Annotated in this window: 17 protein-coding genes, 1 other RNA gene and 1 riboswitch; of the genes, 10 read left to right on the top strand and 8 right to left on the bottom strand. The window is 45.5% G+C overall.

Annotation, left to right across the window (positions count from 1 at the left end; all coding sequences use genetic code 11):
* Position 1: 1 nt before the first annotated feature.
* Positions 2-1888, bottom strand: a complete 1887-nt coding sequence (gene thiC, locus BLV54_RS07230) for a phosphomethylpyrimidine synthase ThiC (RefSeq protein WP_090569875.1) — start codon at positions 1886-1888, stop codon at positions 2-4.
* A gap of 31 nt (positions 1889-1919) precedes the next feature.
* Positions 1920-2093, bottom strand: a riboswitch (TPP riboswitch).
* Positions 2094-2157: 64 nt separating this feature from the next.
* On the opposite strand from thiC, the gene BLV54_RS07225 reads away from it, so the two are divergent.
* The 3 genes from BLV54_RS07225 to rnpB all read left to right on the top strand — a co-directional run bounded on the left by BLV54_RS07225 (position 2158) and on the right by rnpB (position 4573).
* Positions 2158-2823, top strand: coding sequence for a protein-L-isoaspartate O-methyltransferase family protein (locus tag BLV54_RS07225; RefSeq protein WP_090569935.1), 666 nt, complete (start codon positions 2158-2160; stop codon positions 2821-2823).
* Positions 2824-2912: 89 nt separating this feature from the next.
* A complete protein-coding gene (locus BLV54_RS07220) occupies positions 2913-4235 on the top strand; it encodes a TolC family outer membrane protein (RefSeq protein WP_090569872.1) in 1323 nt (440 codons plus the stop codon).
* 47 nt (positions 4236-4282) lie between these two features.
* An RNA gene (gene rnpB / locus BLV54_RS07215) (RNase P RNA component class A) lies at positions 4283-4573 on the top strand.
* 314 nt (positions 4574-4887) lie between these two features.
* Here the strand turns inward: rnpB and BLV54_RS16420 are convergent.
* Complete coding sequence (locus tag BLV54_RS16420; protein WP_218132342.1) at positions 4888-5043, bottom strand: hypothetical protein; 156 nt, start codon at positions 5041-5043, stop codon at positions 4888-4890.
* Between the two features lie 67 nt (positions 5044-5110).
* Between BLV54_RS16420 and pcnB the strand changes: the two genes are divergently transcribed.
* From pcnB to BLV54_RS07185, 6 genes are all read left to right on the top strand, one after another.
* A complete protein-coding gene (gene pcnB / locus BLV54_RS07210) occupies positions 5111-6508 on the top strand; it encodes a polynucleotide adenylyltransferase PcnB (protein WP_090569869.1) in 1398 nt (465 codons plus the stop codon).
* 4 nt (positions 6509-6512) lie between these two features.
* Entirely contained in the window at positions 6513-7022 is a 510-nt protein-coding gene (gene folK, locus BLV54_RS07205) for a 2-amino-4-hydroxy-6-hydroxymethyldihydropteridine diphosphokinase (RefSeq protein WP_090569866.1), read from the top strand.
* On the top strand, positions 7019-7672 hold the full coding sequence (locus BLV54_RS07200; protein WP_090569863.1) for a deoxynucleoside kinase: 654 nt from the start codon (positions 7019-7021) through the stop codon (positions 7670-7672). Before folK ends, BLV54_RS07200 begins: the two co-directional genes overlap by 4 nt.
* 21 nt (positions 7673-7693) lie before the next feature.
* Entirely contained in the window at positions 7694-8485 is a 792-nt protein-coding gene (gene panB / locus BLV54_RS07195) for a 3-methyl-2-oxobutanoate hydroxymethyltransferase (RefSeq protein WP_090569932.1), read from the top strand.
* Positions 8486-8621: 136 nt separating this feature from the next.
* Positions 8622-9476: a pantoate--beta-alanine ligase gene (panC, locus tag BLV54_RS07190; RefSeq protein WP_090569860.1), complete on the top strand. Its 855-nt coding sequence runs from the start codon at positions 8622-8624 to the stop codon at positions 9474-9476.
* Between the two features lie 688 nt (positions 9477-10164).
* Positions 10165-11058: a cation diffusion facilitator family transporter gene (locus BLV54_RS07185; RefSeq protein WP_090569857.1), complete on the top strand. Its 894-nt coding sequence runs from the start codon at positions 10165-10167 to the stop codon at positions 11056-11058.
* A 414-nt stretch (positions 11059-11472) separates the two neighbouring features.
* Here BLV54_RS07185 and BLV54_RS07180 read toward each other — a convergent pair whose 3' ends face one another.
* From BLV54_RS07180 to coxB, 5 genes are all read right to left on the bottom strand, one after another.
* Complete coding sequence (locus BLV54_RS07180; protein ID WP_090569927.1) at positions 11473-12801, bottom strand: cytochrome c; 1329 nt, start codon at positions 12799-12801, stop codon at positions 11473-11475.
* 5 nt (positions 12802-12806) lie between these two features.
* Positions 12807-13205 (bottom strand): hypothetical protein, encoded by a 399-nt coding sequence (locus tag BLV54_RS07175; RefSeq protein ID WP_090569854.1) that lies wholly within the window; start codon positions 13203-13205, stop codon positions 12807-12809.
* A gap of 63 nt (positions 13206-13268) precedes the next feature.
* Positions 13269-13859 (bottom strand): cytochrome c oxidase subunit 3, encoded by a 591-nt coding sequence (locus tag BLV54_RS07170; protein WP_090569851.1) that lies wholly within the window; start codon positions 13857-13859, stop codon positions 13269-13271.
* A gap of 1 nt (position 13860) precedes the next feature.
* Positions 13861-15849, bottom strand: coding sequence for a cytochrome c oxidase subunit I (gene ctaD, locus BLV54_RS07165; RefSeq protein ID WP_256329241.1), 1989 nt, complete (start codon positions 15847-15849; stop codon positions 13861-13863).
* A 21-nt stretch (positions 15850-15870) separates the two neighbouring features.
* Positions 15871-16908, bottom strand: a complete 1038-nt coding sequence (gene coxB / locus BLV54_RS07160) for a cytochrome c oxidase subunit II (RefSeq protein ID WP_090569846.1) — start codon at positions 16906-16908, stop codon at positions 15871-15873.
* Positions 16909-17388: 480 nt separating this feature from the next.
* On the opposite strand from coxB, the gene BLV54_RS07155 reads away from it, so the two are divergent.
* Positions 17389-17871 (top strand): COG3415 family protein, encoded by a 483-nt coding sequence (locus BLV54_RS07155; protein WP_143032445.1) that lies wholly within the window; start codon positions 17389-17391, stop codon positions 17869-17871.
* Here BLV54_RS07155 and BLV54_RS07150 read toward each other — a convergent pair.
* A partial coding sequence (locus BLV54_RS07150; RefSeq protein WP_143032444.1) for an IS3 family transposase occupies positions 17834-18267 on the bottom strand: 434 nt, incomplete at its 5' end. The genes BLV54_RS07155 and BLV54_RS07150 overlap by 38 nt on opposite strands.

Below are 18267 nucleotides of genomic sequence, written 5' to 3'. Positions count from 1 at the left end.
ATCATAATTTACTGTAAATCTCCGCGCCTTTTTCCTTGAACTCAGTGGATTTCTGGTCCATGCCTTTTTTCAGTGCCTCGTCCTCGCTAATGCCTTGTTGAGCTGCGTAGTCGCGTACATCCTGGGTAATTTTCATTGAGCAGAAATTGGGACCACACATCGAACAAAAATGGGCAAGTTTAGCCCCTTCCTGTGGCAGCGTTTCATCATGGAATTGTTTGGCTTTGTCCGGATCCAAGCTGAGATTAAACTGATCATTCCAGCGGAACTCGAAACGCGCCTTGGAAAGCGCATTGTCGCGAATCTGCGCACCGGGATGCCCCTTAGCCAGGTCAGCCGCATGGGCTGCAATCTTATAGGCAATGATACCGTCCTTGACATCATCTTTATCAGGCAATCCCAAGTGCTCCTTGGGAGTTACATAACATAGCATGGCGGTACCATACCAGCCGATCATGGCGGCACCAATAGCAGAAGTAATATGATCATAGCCTGGAGCAATATCGGTCGTAAGCGGCCCTAAAGTATAAAAAGGCGCTTCCTGACAATATTTAAGCTGCAGATCCATATTTTCTTTGATCAAATGCATGGGGACATGACCTGGCCCTTCGATCATGACCTGCACATCGTGTTTCCAGGCAATCTGCGTCAACTCACCCAATGTTTTCAATTCTGCAAACTGTGCTTCATCATTAGCATCGTAAATCGAGCCCGGCCGCAGCCCATCTCCAAGCGAGAAACTGATGTCATATGCCTTCATAATGTCGCAGATTTCCTCAAAATGAGTGTAGAGGAAACTTTCCTGGTGATGCGCAAGACACCATTTGGCCATGATCGAGCCGCCACGCGAAACAATTCCGGTCATGCGCTTGGCTGTCATGGGAATAAACGGTAAACGCACCCCAGCGTGAATGGTGAAATAATCCACACCTTGTTCCGCCTGCTCAAGCAAGGTATCGCGGAATATTTCCCACGTCAGTTCTTCTGCCTTGCCGTCAACTTTTTCCAATGCCTGATAAATAGGCACTGTACCGATCGGTACCGGACTGTTACGAATGATCCACTCGCGCGTTTCGTGGATATTTTTACCGGTGGAAAGATCCATGACCGTATCGCCTCCCCAACGAATCGCCCAGGTCATTTTTTCGACTTCTTCCTGAATGCTGGAGCCCAGTGCAGAATTACCGATATTAGCGTTGATTTTGACCAAAAAATTACGCCCGATGATCATCGGTTCGGATTCCGGGTGATTGATATTGGCAGGAATAATGGCTCGTCCGCGTGCGACTTCATCGCGCACAAACTCAGGAGTAATAAAGCGGGGAATCGCGGCACCAAAATCGTGGCCAGTATGCTGGCGAACGAGTAATTCATTGCTTTGGGCATCTATCATTTCCCGACGCTGATTTTCCCGGATCGCAATATATTCCATTTCCGGGGTAATCATGCCACGGCGCGCATAGTGCATCTGGGTCACATTGGCGCCTGTCTTGGCGCACCGCGGCGGGCGGTTGAGATTGAAGCGCATTTGCGAGAGCTTCGGATTATCCAAGCGCTCTCGACTGTAAGCTGATGTCAACCCTGAAAGCAATTCAGTATCGCCACGCTCTTCGATCCATTTTTCACGCATGGGAGCTAATCCGGCACGAATATCGATTCTGACAGCAGGATCAGTATAGGGCCCAGAGGTATCATACACATGAATGGGAGGATTTTTTTCTGTGCCACTGCTGATAGCCGTATCCGATTGGCTGATCTCCCGCATAGGGACCTGAATGTCAGGACGAGTGCCCTGCACGTAAATTTTGCGCGAATTAGGCAGCGGCCTGATCGCAGCTTCATCCACCTGTGCAGTTTCGCTGGTAAACTTTTCTAACTTTGTACTCATATTATGCTCCTCAAAATACCGTAAGGAGCAAGCGGAATATCCCTAGCTTCCCTACGGCGGCGTTATCCGCATCAGGTATTAAGGGACTGTCTCACCAACACCTGGAACCTGGAAAAATGTAGTTTTGCTAATAAGTCTACTGCGTACCACAATTTCTCCACTGGATCTCTGGATAACCTCCAAGTGCGGACCCCTAGCTGAAGCTGTGAAACTAATAGAAATATGAAATAATTGCAAGCCTGATTATTTCATTTATAAAAATAATGATTATGAAACTCGACACCAATCTCGAACAAAACCGCTTCAATATGGTGGAACAACAAATTCGGACGTGGAATGTTCTGGATCTAACAATTCTCAATTTACTTTACAAAGTGCGACGCGAAGAATTCGTGCCAGCAGCTTATCGCTCACTTGCCTTCACGGATATGGAAATCCCTTTGGATCATGGTGCAGTCATGCTAACACCTAAAATGGAAGCGCGCATCCTCCAGGAATTACATATCAAAAAAACCGACATAATTCTCGAAGTAGGCAGCGGCAGTGGCTACATGACAGCATTACTGGCAGAGCTTGGTGCCCATGTTTACAGCGTTGAAATTGTGCCAGAACTTTGCACATTAGCAAAAATGAATCTCCAGACCCATGGCATTACTAATGTCACCTTGGAACAAGGCGATGCAGCCCAGGACTGGCCTCAGCACGGCCCTTATGATGTCATCGTCCTCACCGCATCCACACCAGTATTACCCGAAGCTTTCCAAAAAAGCCTTAATCCCGGAGGACGCTTGTTTGCGATTGTCGGCGAAGAACCTTTGATGGAAGCAACACTTGTCACATGTGTGGCGCCTGGCGTCTACCATACAAAGATACTGTTTGAAACCTGCACAGTCCCTCTGAGAAACACCCTGCAACCTAAACGGTTTACTTTTTAATGCATTCGATCGAGTACAATAGCTTATTTTTCACAGGAGAAAGGTATTAATATAGCTCCCTATCTGGAAGAATTTTGCTAAAAGTACTCATGAAAAATCTGTGGCACCTGGTTGTCATTCTTGCTGCTATCGGTATAAGCTTGCAAACACCCGTGCAAGCAGCCAGCCTCATGGATGTTTACCGTGAAGCGCTGGAGCAGGATGCGCAATATGGTGCCGAGCGGGCTGCCTACATCGCAGCGCAGGAAAGATTGCCGCAAGGCAGGGCAGGATTGCTCCCTAACATTAATTTGACTGGAACAGGTCAGAATCAGTTTATCGATACTAACTTCGGTCCGGAGAGATTAATCAAAAATCGTGGCATAACACTCGCAGCTACCCAACCTCTTATCCGCATTGAAAATTTTATCATCTATGAGCAATCGAAGAATCAGGTTGCACAAGCTGATGCAAGATTTGTTCTAGCTGCCCAAGACTTGATATTGCGCGTATCGCAGGCATATTTTGATGTGCTAATTGCCCAGGCCAATCTTGAAGTTATGGAATCCCAGAAAAAAGCTATCAGTGAGCAACTGGAACAAGCCAAGCGCAACTTTGAGGTGGGTGTCGCCACGATTTTAGACACGCATGAAGCGCAAGCTCGTTACGATCTGACGATCTCGCAAGAAATTTTAGCCAGAAATACTCTCGAAGTTAACAAGCGCACCTTGCAAGGGATCATCAATCGATTTCCAGATCAGTTGATCAGTACCAGCATAGACAAAATAGTGTCAGCTTCGCTTACCCTGCCCTACGAGAACATGGAAGAGTGGGTAGCCGTTGCTGAGCAGAAAAACTTCTCCCTCAAAATACAGCAAATCGCCTTCGATCTTGCCGAGCAGGAAATCAAAAAAGCGCAGGCAGGTCATTACCCAACGCTTGATCTGGTCGCGCAGTACAGCAATCAACAAGGCGTTGGCGGTGCGATCACCGGGGTTGGCGTCAATTTAGAATCGAAAACGATAGGTCTTCAGCTTAATGTACCCATATTCCAGGGACTTTCGGTGCAATCTCGCATTCGCGAAGCGTTAGCCAATCGGGACAAAGCACGCCAGGATCTGGAAAATACCCGGCGAACCATTGGCTTGCAGGTACGACAGCAATTTCTGAATGTGACCAACGGCATTGCCCTGCTCAAAGCTCAAAAACAGGCGCTCACAACTAGCAAGAGCCAGTTGGATTCCACTGTGCTAGGAAGGGAAGTGGGTATCAGGACAGAAGTGGATGTTTTAAATGCTCAACAGCAATTCTTTGCCGCACGCAGAGATTTGGCGCAGGCATATTACACTTATTTGATGTCGCGATTACGACTGAAAGCCGAAGCCGGGGAATTAGATGAAGAAGTATTAAAAGAAATCAATGGACTGCTGTAGTATTAAAATCTATGCTTCTTGGCGTGAGAAGTTGATAAAATAAAAAAGAAGCTGACTAGACAGTCGCTGCCTGTGCAAACAGGGAGAGGAAAGTCCGGACTCCAGAGAGCAGGATGCCGGTTAATGGCCGGCCGTCGCGAGACGAGGAACAGGGCCACAGAGACGAGCGTATTAAGTTACGGTGAAACGCGGTAACCTCCATCCGGAGCAAGACCAAATAGGCAGGCTATGATGCTGCTCGCTGAGCCTGCGGGTAGGTTGCTTGAGTACACAGGTAACTGTGTATCTAGAGGAATGACTGTCCACGACAGAATCCGGCTTATCGGTCAGCTTCCCTATCCCCACAGTACCTCGATTATTTTTTGATCACATGTCTGCTTAGAATCACCACCAGACTTTCTTTCCTTTTTCAGTTTATTCTGCTGTTATTTGCTTCTAATTCTATTTCCAACCAAACACATGAAGAGAGGGCGAACTCCAGCAGTATAAATAATACAGCAAGGAGAAGCCGACAAAGTCAGGTTTGATTTAGAAATGGAATAACAACCTCTTGGTCAATGTCAACTGGCTCATTTTAATGCAAATGAAATGAACCATTTAATCTGAATACATCACCAAGTGTATAATCCTAGAATCATAGTTGAATGCTTGATTAGCAAACCAAACCCATGCCAGATAAAGACATCTTTGAAAATTTCTCGCTTACCTGCATGGTAATATCACTAATATGCAAGGTACGTCGCGCCAGCGGCGAATGCAGCGATGCACTTCGCTGCAGGGGGAGCAGATTTGCCTCGCCCCGAATCACCTCGTTATACTCCCATTCAACTATGGTTTTTAGGATAATCCGTGACTGATCCTTTCAGCATCTTGCAATGATCCATAAATTTTTTCGACGTATTTTCACGCGCAATTCACCTACTATCAACACTGACCCAGTGTTGCGCACAATACCACGCAAGGAACACTGCATTAGTCGCCAGCAAATTAGCTCAGGTGCATTAAAGGTGACTGCACTGTTACAACAAGCCGGATTTTCCGCATTTGTAGTCGGCGGCGCCATTCGTGACTTATTGCTGGGGCTGGAGCCCAAGGATTTTGATGTAGCAACCAATGCTACTCCCGAGGAGGTACGTACGTTATTCCGTCGTTCTCGTATCATTGGACGACGTTTTCGCCTGGTACACGTCGTCTATGGCAGCGAAATTGTGGAAGTATCCACTTTTCGTGCCAATTGCTCTGTTAATGGCAGCATGGGAATAGCTACTGAGAACCATGCAGATCAACACGGGCGCTTGCTGCATGACAACATTTTTGGTAGTCAAGAAGAAGATGTGATGCGGCGGGATTTTACTGTCAATGCACTATTTTATAATCCCGCCACCGAAGAAATTCTTGATTATCTCAACGGTTATGAGGATATCAAGGCGAAACGCTTGCGCATCATTGGTGAGCCTACCCAACGCTATCGGGAAGATCCGGTGCGCATGCTACGGGCAGTTCGGCTGGCAGCCAAGCTTGATATCCAGCTTGATGATGCGACTGCAGCACCCATAGGTGATTTGGCACCATTGTTGCAGAATGTACCAGCAGCCCGATTATTCGATGAAATGCTAAAGCTATTGATGTCTGGCCACTCCCTTGCTTGCGTCTTGGATTTACGTATGCGCGGACTTCATCACGGGTTGCTTCCCATGCTTGATGTCATTCTTGAGCAACCCCTGGGTGAACGCTTTATTACTTTGGCGCTTGAAAATACCGATAAGCGTGTGCAAGAGGGCAAACCCGTCTCACCAGGCTTCCTGTTTGCAGCCCTGCTCTGGCATGAAGTGCTTGCAGTCTGGAATAAACACCAAGCAGCTGGAGAAAAGCCTATGCCTGCACTCCATTTGGCCATGGTTGAAATACTGACATTACAACGTCAGCAGCTCGCCATCCCACGGCGACTGGATGCAATCATTTATGATATCTGGATACTACAGCCGCGCTTTCTGGCACGAGCAGGACATAGACCATTTCGCCTGCTTGAACATCCACGTTTCCGTGCGGCGTATGATTTTATCATATTGCGCTGTGAAAGTAGTGAGGTTGATATGGAAGTGGGACAGTGGTGGAAAACTTTCCAGCATGCTGATGCCGCTACCCGCGAAGCGATGCTATTAAAGGAGACCACACCAAAACGACGCAAAAAAAGCCGTCGACGCAAACCAGCGGGAACTGCAGACCATAAAAAAAGCGACGTCACCAATTTGGCGGCTAACACGGAAAAATGATCTGATGCCATCCATCTCGACCAAACCAGCCGGACAGGCCTTTATTGGGTTAGGCAGCAATTTGGAAAACCCTTTATTTCAAATCAGACAAGCCATTTCACTGCTAGCAGAGCTTCCTGATTCCCGCTTGATAAAACAATCTTCTTTGTACCGCAGCGCACCGATGGGAGTGGTTGATCAACCTGATTTCATCAATGCAGTTGTACACATCGAAACAGCACTTATGCCGCAGGCTCTCCTCGGAGCTTTACTTGAAATCGAACGACGTTGTGGGCGTATACGAACTTATCCCAACGCCCCGCGCACCCTAGACCTCGATCTATTGTTATATGATGATCTGCAATGTCATGAGGAAGGTTTGGTTTTGCCACACCCTCGCATGCATGAACGCGCGTTCGTATTACAGCCACTTATGGAAATCGAACGTGATTGTAAAATTCCTGGCCAGGGATTGGTTAGTGAGCTATTGGCCACATGTACTGAACAACGACTTGAATGTATTTCACCATCATGATACTGGAAAAATATCACTATATTGCTATCGAAGGCCCGATTGGCGCCGGCAAAACAAGTCTTGCCCAGAATATGGCAGACCGCCTGGAATGCGCCTTAATGCTGGAACGACCGGAAGAAAACCCTTTCCTCGAAAAATTTTATAACGATCGCTTGCGCTATGCATTACCTACACAACTGTTCTTTTTGCTGCAACGCATCGATCAATTCCGATACGTGACGCAGGCAGATGTCCTTTCAAGACCAATAATCAGTGATTTTTTGCTGGAGAAAGATCAATTATTTGCTCGAATGACGCTGAACAAATCTGAATATGATCTCTATCAGAAAATTTATTCTCAAATGCAGCTCCAAGCGCCTTCTCCTGATCTAGTCATTTATCTTCAGGCTTCACCAGAAAAGCTGTTAGAGCGCATCAAGCGTCGTGGTAGTGCATATGAGAAAAATATATCCGAAGAATATCTATATAAATTATCTAGTAGCTACACACAGTTTTTCCATCAATACGAAAAAGCGCCTGTCATCATCGTCAATAGTGAGAATCTCAATTTTGCCAACAACACGGCTGATTTCAACTTGTTGCTCCAGCGTATCAGCCAGATGAGAGGTGCGCGGGAATATTTCAACTGTGGTCTTAGGGAATATCTGTAAGTCGTTATGGACCAAACCGTCATGAGAATAACTCGAGATACCTTACAAAAAATGCACTCAGCAGGCAATAAGATTGCTGCGCTCACTTGCTATGATGCGACCTTTGCAGTCCTACTGGAAAATGCCGGCGTCGATATTCTTTTGATAGGTGATTCATTAGGAAATGTCATACAAGGTCATACCACCACATTACCCGTCACGCTGGATGATATGATCTATCATACTCAGTGCGTGGTGCGTGGATCAAACAAAGCATTCATCATGGTCGACATGCCTTTTGGCACCTCCCAGGTATCCCCTGAAGAAACATTCATGCATGCAGCCAGACTCATGGCTGCAGGTGCACAGATGGTCAAGATTGAAGGAGGTCACATTATGACTGACACCATCGACTTTCTTACCCAGCGAGGTATCCCTGTGTGTGCTCATATCGGCTTGATGCCGCAATCAGTTCATCAGTTAGGGGGCTACAAAGTCCAGGGACGAACAGCTAACGAAGCTGAACAACTTCTGAGCGACGCCATTTTACTGCAGGAAGCAGGGGTAGGCATGTTGTTAATGGAAACGATACCAGCTGCCTTGGCTGCTAAAATTAGCCGGGAGCTCTCTATTCCTACCATCGGTATTGGCGCAGGGGTAGATTGCTCTGCTCAGATACTGGTGCTGCACGACATGCTGGGAATTTATCCGGGCAGCAAACCGCGGTTTGTCAAAAATTTCATGACAGACGCAGATAGCATCCAGGCAGCAATCGAGCATTATGTAGAAGAAGTCAAAACAGGAAAATTCCCAGCAGCAGAGCATACCTTCTAATTTCATTTCTAAATCAAACATGACGCGAAGGCGAGCCGCTGACAGTATAAATAATACGGCAAGGAGAAGCCGACAAAGTCAGGTTTGATTTAGAAATAGAATAACAATTAATTTCAGTTCTCCTAAAGCGCTAACCGTGGAAATCATTACTAGCATTGCTTCGTTACGTACTCGTCTAAAACGTGAATCGTCCATTGCATTGGTACCTACCATGGGCAATTTGCACCAGGGACATTTATCATTGGTGCAGATTGCCCAGCAGCAGGCAAGCTGCACTGTCGTCAGTATTTTCGTCAATCGCCTGCAGTTTGCTCCGCATGAAGATTTTGATCGTTATCCGCGTACCCAGACAGCCGATTGCCATCTTTTGGAGAAGCTTGGAGTGGATATCGTATTTTTACCTGACGAAAAAACGCTTTATCCCACTCCCCAGGAATTCCAATTACTGCTTCCTGCCGTTGCTGATACGCTGGAAGGAGAATTTCGCCCCGGTTTTTTCCGCGGAGTGGCGACTGTGGTACTGAAATTGTTCAATATCGTTCAGCCGCAGTTGGCCGTTTTTGGCAAAAAAGATTATCAGCAACTGTATCTGATGCAAAAAATGGTGCAGCAATTGAATCTGCCCATCAATATCATGGCAGGTGAGACAGTACGTTCGGAAGATGGTCTTGCGTTAAGTTCACGCAACAGCTATCTGAGCGAGTTGGAAAAACAGAAGGCCAGTTATTTATTTCGCACTTTGTTTCAGGTGAAACAAAAAATAGAACAAGGCGATCATAATTTCCGACTATTGGAAGAATGTGCAAAATGTGAACTTGCCAAGCAGGGATGGACAGTCGATTACATTGCTCTGCAGCAGCGTGAAACGCTTCTACCAGCTAATACCGGTGACACTGATCTGGTCATCCTCAGTGCAGCCTGGCTGGGCCAGACCCGCTTGATTGATAATCTGGAAATTTCGATTCCCTCGCATCCGGAAAGCTCTGAATAAGTTGCGGGGCAGTTCTGCAAGCACCCTCCTAGCACAGTAACTCGCTTGTCCAGATATTATGGTTCAAGACTCCTTAGTTACTTTGTGCTGCTCATGGTAGCGTCTACTTACTGTGCAACTTTCCTTCAAAAGCCAAGAGTGATTAAAACTTTAACTGATCTGATCAATAACGAAATAGACAGATAATGGCTATTTTTTTGTTATTCCTTATTCCTCATAGTGGCTCTGAATTTTTCATCTGAAAAGATTTGTGCCTTTCTTTTCTTGAAAAAATATGACTAAATGAATATGAAAAAATCGGATATTCTAAGTAGTTGCACGTATTTTTTTAACCAGTGTATTTCGATAATCTATTGAAGTATCAATATTAATTGAATCTAAAAAGGGTGCTTATTTTTCGTAAACACCCTTCCTGTTATGCTCGGGGTACTGCCGAAAGGAGCCCAGATTACGAACATGCGTCGAGAATGTCCAATAAATAGAATAGTCCTACGCGGGAATGTGAAATCATCTCCAAACTTAACGATAGCTACGGCAGCATTATGATTATGCATTACAAGAAAACTAAGTTAGCTATTTGTACCGATCTCATGGAAAAGCCAGTCACCTTGATCTTTGCTGAATTGTTATTAGCTGCCATCGCTGCAAATGTCCTAAAAGACAGACTCCTGCGGAATAGCGAAGTGGTATGACACAGCCCGATCACCAACACCCTCTTCTCCAGAATGACCAACGCGGTCTATATTTCTCCGCAGCTATCACGCTCACGTACGCAGCGATAGAAGCTAGTGTAGGCTGGTGGGCGAATTCATTGGCACTCCTAAGCGATGCAGGTCATATGTTGACCGATACCAGTACTCTGCTTATCGCCGCACTTGGGGCTTGGTTAACGCAACGTCAACCGACGCCGCGTCATTCTTACGGATTAGGGCGTGCGGAGTTCATTGCAGCTTTGATCAATGGTCTGCTTATGCTGGTGGTGGTGAGCGTCATTGTGATTAATATCGTTGAACGTGTGCAGCAACCACTGCCTGTGAAAGGAGAGGTTGTATCTACCGTGGCATTTATCGGCTTAGTACTCAATGTGCTCGTATTGTACCTGCTGGGGGGACATGGTGAGACTGACCTGAATCAACGTGCCGCTGTATTACACGTTCTGAGCGACCTGCTGGCATCCATCATAGCCATGCTGTCTGGACTGGTGATCGTCTTCACCGACTGGACCCTGATCGACCCACTGCTCTCGCTGCTCATCGTGGCGTTTATCTTGTACTCCACTTTGCGCCTGCTGCGTGAAGTGCTGCATGGCCTGATGGAAGGTGTTCCACTGGGGCTGTCGCTGACTGCCATTGGCACCGAGATGGCAGCGCGGCCAGGAGTGTTGTCGGTACATGACCTGCATGTCTGGTCATTATCATCGCAGCGACTGGCACTATCAGCCCATGTGGTGCTGCAAGATCTCAATCAATGGGACAGTATTCTGAACGATTTGCGTCATATGCTGCTGGAGCACTATGGCATAGATCATGTGACCTTGCAACCCGAAACCCCTACGCGTGTCATGCGCTCCGAGGGCTGCTGATCATGTGCAGATGACTAGGATATCACTGCGCTCATTCCCGTGCGATCATCGCCTGCTTGACAGATTTATTCCTGGCTCAGAGTTCCGTGGGAATGCTCGACATCGACGATAGCGTAAACGTGGATAAAGCAGACATAACAGAACTGACCAGCAAGGTCTAATTCCATTTCCAAATCAAACATGACGCGAAGGCGAGCCGCAGACAGTATAAAATAATACGGCAAGGAGAAGCCGACAAAGTCAGGTTTGATTTAGAAATGGAATAATTTTAATTCCTAATAGAAAAGTAAATGATCTCTAACATAGAACTATTTATTTATAAAATACTACGTTCTCTTATAACTGATATTTATATTAAAAATTAAAATTAGATAATTTATTTCATTATAAAATTCTTCTACTCCCCAGAGGCAATTATTCTCGCAACACTTCCTTTCGTAATATGGATACTTCGCGCGGTGTAACTGGAGATGCTGTATTGCCCCAGCTATTGCGCACAAAGGTCAGGACATCTGCGATCTCGCGATCAGATAATTTTTTGGCAAAACTAGGCATTTTTTTTGGTTTAGGTCCATTTTTCGTTAAGGGACCTTTTCCTCCTTCCAGCACCTGACGAATAATGGAAACCGGATTCTCGGAAAGAACCATCGAATTACCACTTAACCGTGGAATTCTTGGAAGTTTGCCTATTCCATTATCTTGATGGCATTTGGCGCAAAATCCTGAATACACCGCTGTGCCAGGAAGTTCAAATTTATTGACTCCTACCTCTAACTTGGTCAAGATTAGCTGATCCTGTGAGATTGGCGGTTTGTAGTACGATCTGCTCTTTCTCCCAACTGGAAGCGATTTAAGATAATGGGCAACAGCATCCAAATCTTCTTTCCACAAATGTTGCAAACTGTTTTCAATAACGGTTACCATGCTGCCAAATGCAACCCCTAATCTGCTATGACCTGTTTCCAGAAATGTAGAAACTTCTGCTTCAGACCATCTGCCCAAACCAGACGCTAAATTACCAGTCAGATCCGCTGCAGACCAATTATCCACCACTGAACCGCTCAAATAATCAGATGACAATTCCGAATATGCTTTTTCCTGGTATGCCAGACCGCGTGGCGTATGGCAGGCTCCACAGTGCCCTAGTGCCTGCACTAAATACGCACCGCGATTCCACTTCTCATTTCGATCGGTACGCGGTTCATACGGTTTTTGAATTGCAAATGCCATCGCCCAGAACCTCAGCGTCCAGCGCTGATTAAAAGGGAAAGGCATTTCAGTCTGGGGAGGAATATGGTGAACAGGCTTCACCCCTTCCATGAAATAAGCGTACAAGGCTTGAATATCACTGTCCTGCGCCGCTGCAAACGAAGGATAAGGCATCGCTGGATAAAGGCGCTTACCGTCTTTAGCAATACCTTCTCTAACAGCTCTGCTAAAATCTTCATAACTATATTGACCGATACCCGTGGTAGGATCGGGCGTGATATTAGTTGAATAAATAATCCCGAAAGGTGAATTAATTGGCAAACCACCGCTGAAAGGGGCATGATCAGGACCAGCTGTGTGACAGCTCTCGCAATCAGCGACTTTGGCAAGATATGCACCACGAGCAATCATCTCAGGATCCGCAGCCTCAACACTTGCAGCAATCATAGCAACTGCATAAATAATCCAGGAATGGCGTGCAAATTTGCCTGGTGCTTTATTAATAATATTAGTGAACGATGTTATTGATATCATCTGAATCAAGTCCACTCGCTACAAAGCGACACTAATAAAATAGCGCAGCTCGTAAATAAAATCGCCACGATAAAAATGAAGCTAGACATGATTCCTAGCATCGCCAAAAATTGTGACTGTCCTCCATTAATTTTAATAACTTGTTCGCTCGAACTACTCTCAGCTAATGAGTGGTGAGTTCGTTGCCATAAATTCCACGCGATATAGCCAGAGATCAGACCAAACGCCAGGCAGACCACACAAATTACCGTAAGTATCACCGGCAGATCTGCCCACTGAGGAGCAGAAAGCGGGACTTGATGCGGATAACATGCAAACGATGTTAGTGATTCGCATAAAAGCATCTGCGTGATCCACGCCACTGGTGCACCGAATAATGCTAGCAATGTTTTGTATGGACTCATAAAGTCTAAATATTTTCAGGTTAATAAGTATCTTGCTTGCTCCTGGTAGAACACTTTCACTTCCTATAAATATGGAGAGAGGTACAACGTAGTAAACACAAATAACCAGACAGCATCAACAAAGTGCCAGTAAACACCCCCAATTGTGACAGCGGCATGCCGCTTATCATCAAAATAACCTAGCGATAGCCAAATCAGCAATAACATTAAAACCACAATACCGACAATGACATGGCATAAATGAAATCCCGTGATCGTGAAATATAATGACCCATACAAATTCGATGTTAAACCATAAATTTTATTGCCCCATTCCATCAGTTGAATCATCACGAAACAAATACCAAATATTATTGCCAACGTCATTATTCCGATGCTCCAGCGAATTTGCCTTAGTCGAATGCAACGTTCGCTCGCCCAAACAAAAGCACTGCTAACGAGTAAAATGACTGTATTTATAGTTGGCACAATCAGACTGGGCAATCCTTCCGGAGGCCAGTGCTCATCCGTTTGAGCCGCCAGATAAAAATATACAAACAATAAGTACCCAAACAAAGCGCCTTCCGTCACAATCAATGCCAAAACACCCCACCATCCTGCTGATAGTTTGCCGACACTCCCTACCGGTAAAAAATGATGATCGAATGAATTCATGTTATTTTGAATCTCCTTGGAAAGGATAAGTAGTGCCTGATTCTGTGCGTTGCTTGAGTGTTTTTTGCGGCCACATCCAAATAATTAAGGTAATGCAGCTTGCTACCGCCATTAAACCTGTAAAGCTCCACCAATGGAGCAGCAGACCGAGAAATAGCAATGATACAAATAGCCCAACAAAAAATGGCGTATAGGAATCACCCGGCATTTTAAAGATAACCAGCGGCTTCGCATCAATAGGTGAAGTACCTAATGTTTCGTGCCCCTTCATCAATAAATATCCTTCAGCAAGATTGGATCGCCTTATGCCTTCTTCTAACCGATCTTCCCACAATGGATGGCGACTAGCGACAGCAGGGATAACAGCAAAATTATAAGGGGGCGGTGGTGAAGACATCGACCACTCGAGCGTGGCAGCATCCCAAGGATTCGAGTTCGCCTTTTCTCCGCGTTTAAGACTAATAATGACATTAATAAGAAATATAAGGATTCCAATCGCCAGGATAAAGGAGCCAATAGATGTAATCAGATTGACACTATCCCATCCCATACGGGATGAGTATGTGTAGATACGTCGCGGCATGCCCAGCAGGCCGGCTATATGCATTGGAAAAAATCCCATATTAAAGCCAATGAACATGACCCAAAAGTTCCATTTGCCTAATTTCTCATTCATCATGCGGCCAGTGAATTTTGGAAACCAGTAGTAAATTCCCCCTATTACCGGAAATACATTAATACCAAGCAAAACATAATGCAGGTGAGCAACAACAAAGTATGTTTCGTTAAGTTGCCAATTGAGTGATATAGCCGCCACCATCACACCGGACAAGCCACCGATCACAAACAGAATGACAAAGCCGGCAAAAAATAAAAATGGCGTTTTGAATACCGGCCTTCCCACCCAGATAGTGGCAATCCAGGCAAACACAGCAACCGCACTTGGAATTGAAATTGCCATACTGGCAGCACCAAATAATGATAAGGAGACAGTGGGCAATCCCGTAGCAAACATGTGATGCATCCATACTACAAAACCTATCAACATGGTTGCCATGGTGGCAAGCGCCACCGCCGCGTAGCCTACTAGAGGCCGTCGACAAAATGTTGGCAACGCATCAGACACTATGCCCATAGCAGGAAGGACGATTGCATAAACCCACGGATGGCCAAAGATCCAGAATAAATGCTGCCACAAGAGTGGCTTACCACCATTAGCAACATCAAAAAACTGGGTACCAAGCTGGCGATCCATCCACAGTAGAAAAAATGCGAGGCTGACTGCGGGGATAGTAACAAGATTAGCTACTGATGCCGCGAGTGTACCCCAGACTAGAATGGGCACTTTATTAATTGTCATGCCAGGTGCCCGCATTCTGAATAGCGTAACAACAAAATTTACCGATCCAGCAGTCGTTGAAATTCCCAACAGAACCATACCTAGCGCAAACACATCGATATTAGGGCCTGTGTTATAGATAGGACCGGAAATAGGAACATAATTAAACCAACCTGCATTGGGTGCCAACCCTAGCGGGAAACTCATATACATGAAAATACCCGCAAACAGAAAAATCCAATAAGAGAGCGCATTAAGGCGCGGAAAAGCCATATCTCGAGAACCTAACAATAGCGGCCATAGATAATTGGAAAATCCAGACAATATTGGCAAGGCATAAAGAAAAATCATCGTTATGCCATGCATCGTGAATAATTGGTTATATTGTTCTGGTGCCAATAAAGTTTGATCTGGCAAAGCGAGCTGCGCACGAATGATAAGCGCCTCAATGCCACCTATCAGCAGAAATACGAATGCAGTAACAAGATAGCGCAGACCAATCGTCTTATGATCAACCGTAGAAAGCCAGCCACGCCAACCTGGTTCTGATCTCCATATATTTGCCAGTCGCATCTCTTCATCCGAACCACTTGGTGCGCGACCGAAGTCCGGAACGCGTTCAAGGCGCTCATCCCCAGGATTATGTGTCATGTTAGAGATAGCCATATTCCTCTAATCCAATGTCGATAAAAATGACGCAAGCGCTGAAGCTTCCTTTTCTGACAAAGCAAAGCTTGGCATGCGTGACCCTGGCTTAAGTTTTTGGGCATTAATGACCCATTGCATCAAATGATCAGGAGTATTCATTAACAATCCTGCCGCGATTCGATGACGTGAGTTAAGGTGAGTCAGATCAGGTGCATGCTCACCCTGAGCGTCAGTTCCACGGATCGTATGGCAGCCAGCACATTGTTCCATGAACAGTTCGTATCCTAGCTTTTCATCTGATGTAGCAAAAGATGTTGCTATTTTTCTTTGCGCAATCAGCCATTTCTCGAAATCCTCAGCACTTTCTGCGACAACTTCCAGACCCATATGTGCATGTCCAACACCACAAAACTGAACGCATTGCCCGGTATAAATGCCTGACCTGTCCGCCTGAATCCATTGCTGATTTATCAGACCCGGTACCATTTGTGTTTTTCCAGCGAGCTTCGGCACCCAAAAAGCATGAATAACATCTGCACTTTTGAGCTTGATACGAACAGGTTGTCCCACAGGAATATGGAGTTCATTTGCAGTGACAAATCGTTGCGCAGGATCATCATGTTCATATTCGATCTTCCACCACCATCCATACCCTGTAACGGTAAAGGCAAGCATCGTTGTCTGCGGAGGCTTCGCAACTTTGTTCACAACCATTAACGAATAAATTACCAATCCGAATAGGACGAGAGTGGAAATTCCTGTACCTATGTATATCCAGCGTATCCCTTTACCTTCACTGCCAATTGCGCGCTGATCAATTTCGGGCCGTTTACGGATCAAAGCTGTTAACAAAAGCAAGGTAAGAATAAGACAAATGGCTATCGACAAACCAGCAAGCACCCAGCCTAAATACATTGTTGGCCTGGCAGCTGGCCCATAACTATGTAAAAAGTAATTCAAAGGTGCTTCCGCTGCTTCCACCGATCTTGCGGGAATGATCAACACAGGAATAAACGCCATCATGCTTAATGTCGTTATAATTATGCGAGCTAAAAGCACCATGTTTACTCCCTTGTTTTTAATAGGATCTTAATTAATTATTAATACATATCAATTATTTAAGAGAACTTTCAGCATTAGAATGACTTAACGTTTCACCTCAATTCTCTGTTCGATACTTGAGGTGGTGGAGGAGCAATTGAGCACACCAATCTAGCTTTGTTTTTAATGCTAATGGGTAACAAATAAAGCAGGCAATAATGCAATTGCATGCAATTTTCATCCCTCAGTTATGCTTGATGCATGAATCAAGCTAGATTCCTTAGATGAGGGGGATGGAATTTGCTCTATCGCAAATGGCAGGAAAGGTGCTAATTCCATTTCTAAATCAAAGATGACACGAAGGCGAGCCGCAGACAGCATAAATAATACGGCAAGGTGAAGCCGACAAAGTCAGGTTTGATTTAGAAATGGAATAATTCCAATTTGCATTGAAAAATGAAGAAATGAAACAATATAGCCATGAATTACGAGGAAAAAATCATGGCAAGAAAAGCAAGTGGAATAGATCAATTAGTAACGGCCCGGGAATTATTGAGAACAGCTAAAACAGCAGAGGAGTTGAGGGCGGCACAAGCAGTATTGCTGCCCTTGGAACCGGGAATGTCGTTAGAGGAAACGGCGAAGGCTATTGGACGTTCCATTAGATGGACGTGTAGCATGCGCACGCGCTACTGTAGAGTTGCTCGCTGCGAGGAGGAAGCACCTCGAACGAAACGGGCTCTCCGTAACCGTGCGATTGCCACGCTTGAGCAGGAAGCCCAAATTCTTGATGAAGTTTTGGTAGGAGCGGCTCGAGGCGGAGTGGTAGTTGTCCCTCCGCTTAAAGAGAAAATAGAGGAACGACCAGGTAAGCGAGTAGCGCTCTCAACGATTTATCGAATGCTGGCTCGCCTGATATGTGTTGTCAAATATGGAGTCCATATGATTAAGCTGCGAGTTGATTTGCATAGTATCGCTGTGTAAATTCTGCTGGCGATAGGTAACCTGATTTTTCCTGTTTGCGCTGCCGGTTATAAAAGATCTCGATATATTCGGTAATCTCCTGTTTTGCTTGTAGTCGTGTTTTGAATTTTTTATGATGTACCAATTCATTTTTGAGGGTTCCCCAGAAGCTTTCCATAGGAGCATTATCCCAGCAATCACCTTTGGCACTCATGGATGAGATCATGCCAAATTGTTTCAATATTTCCTGGTAATCATATGCACAATATTGGCTACCACGATCCGAGTGAAGAACTAATCCCTTTTCCGGGAGCTTTCTATTAGTTGCGCGAAACAAAGCCTGTATAACCAGATCCGTTGTCATCCTTTCATCCATCGCATAACCTGCTAATTCCCCGTTGAACAGATCTTTTATTC

Source organism: Nitrosomonas sp. Nm33 (genome assembly GCF_900107265.1).
GTDB lineage: Bacteria > Pseudomonadota > Gammaproteobacteria > Burkholderiales > Nitrosomonadaceae > Nitrosomonas.
The sequence above is the reverse complement of the archived record's forward strand: the minus strand, read 5'-3'. Positions and strand labels throughout refer to the sequence as shown.

Coding starts and splice junctions, on each gene's coding strand:
- thiC (WP_090569875.1), bottom strand. CDS start 1,888: ATGAGTACAAAGTTAGAAAAGTTTACCAGCGAAACTGCACAGGTGGAT.
- BLV54_RS07225 (WP_090569935.1), top strand. CDS start 2,158: ATGAAACTCGACACCAATCTCGAACAAAACCGCTTCAATATGGTGGAA.
- BLV54_RS07220 (WP_090569872.1), top strand. CDS start 2,913: ATGAAAAATCTGTGGCACCTGGTTGTCATTCTTGCTGCTATCGGTATA.
- pcnB (WP_090569869.1), top strand. CDS start 5,111: ATGATCCATAAATTTTTTCGACGTATTTTCACGCGCAATTCACCTACT.
- folK (WP_090569866.1), top strand. CDS start 6,513: ATGCCATCCATCTCGACCAAACCAGCCGGACAGGCCTTTATTGGGTTA.
- BLV54_RS07200 (WP_090569863.1), top strand. CDS start 7,019: ATGATACTGGAAAAATATCACTATATTGCTATCGAAGGCCCGATTGGC.
- panB (WP_090569932.1), top strand. CDS start 7,694: ATGAGAATAACTCGAGATACCTTACAAAAAATGCACTCAGCAGGCAAT.
- BLV54_RS07185 (WP_090569857.1), top strand. CDS start 10,165: ATGACACAGCCCGATCACCAACACCCTCTTCTCCAGAATGACCAACGC.
- BLV54_RS07180 (WP_090569927.1), bottom strand. CDS start 12,801: ATGATATCAATAACATCGTTCACTAATATTATTAATAAAGCACCAGGC.
- BLV54_RS07175 (WP_090569854.1), bottom strand. CDS start 13,205: ATGAGTCCATACAAAACATTGCTAGCATTATTCGGTGCACCAGTGGCG.
- BLV54_RS07170 (WP_090569851.1), bottom strand. CDS start 13,859: ATGAATTCATTCGATCATCATTTTTTACCGGTAGGGAGTGTCGGCAAA.
- ctaD (WP_256329241.1), bottom strand. CDS start 15,849: ATGACACATAATCCTGGGGATGAGCGCCTTGAACGCGTTCCGGACTTC.
- coxB (WP_090569846.1), bottom strand. CDS start 16,908: ATGGTGCTTTTAGCTCGCATAATTATAACGACATTAAGCATGATGGCG.
- BLV54_RS07155 (WP_143032445.1), top strand. CDS start 17,389: ATGGCAAGAAAAGCAAGTGGAATAGATCAATTAGTAACGGCCCGGGAA.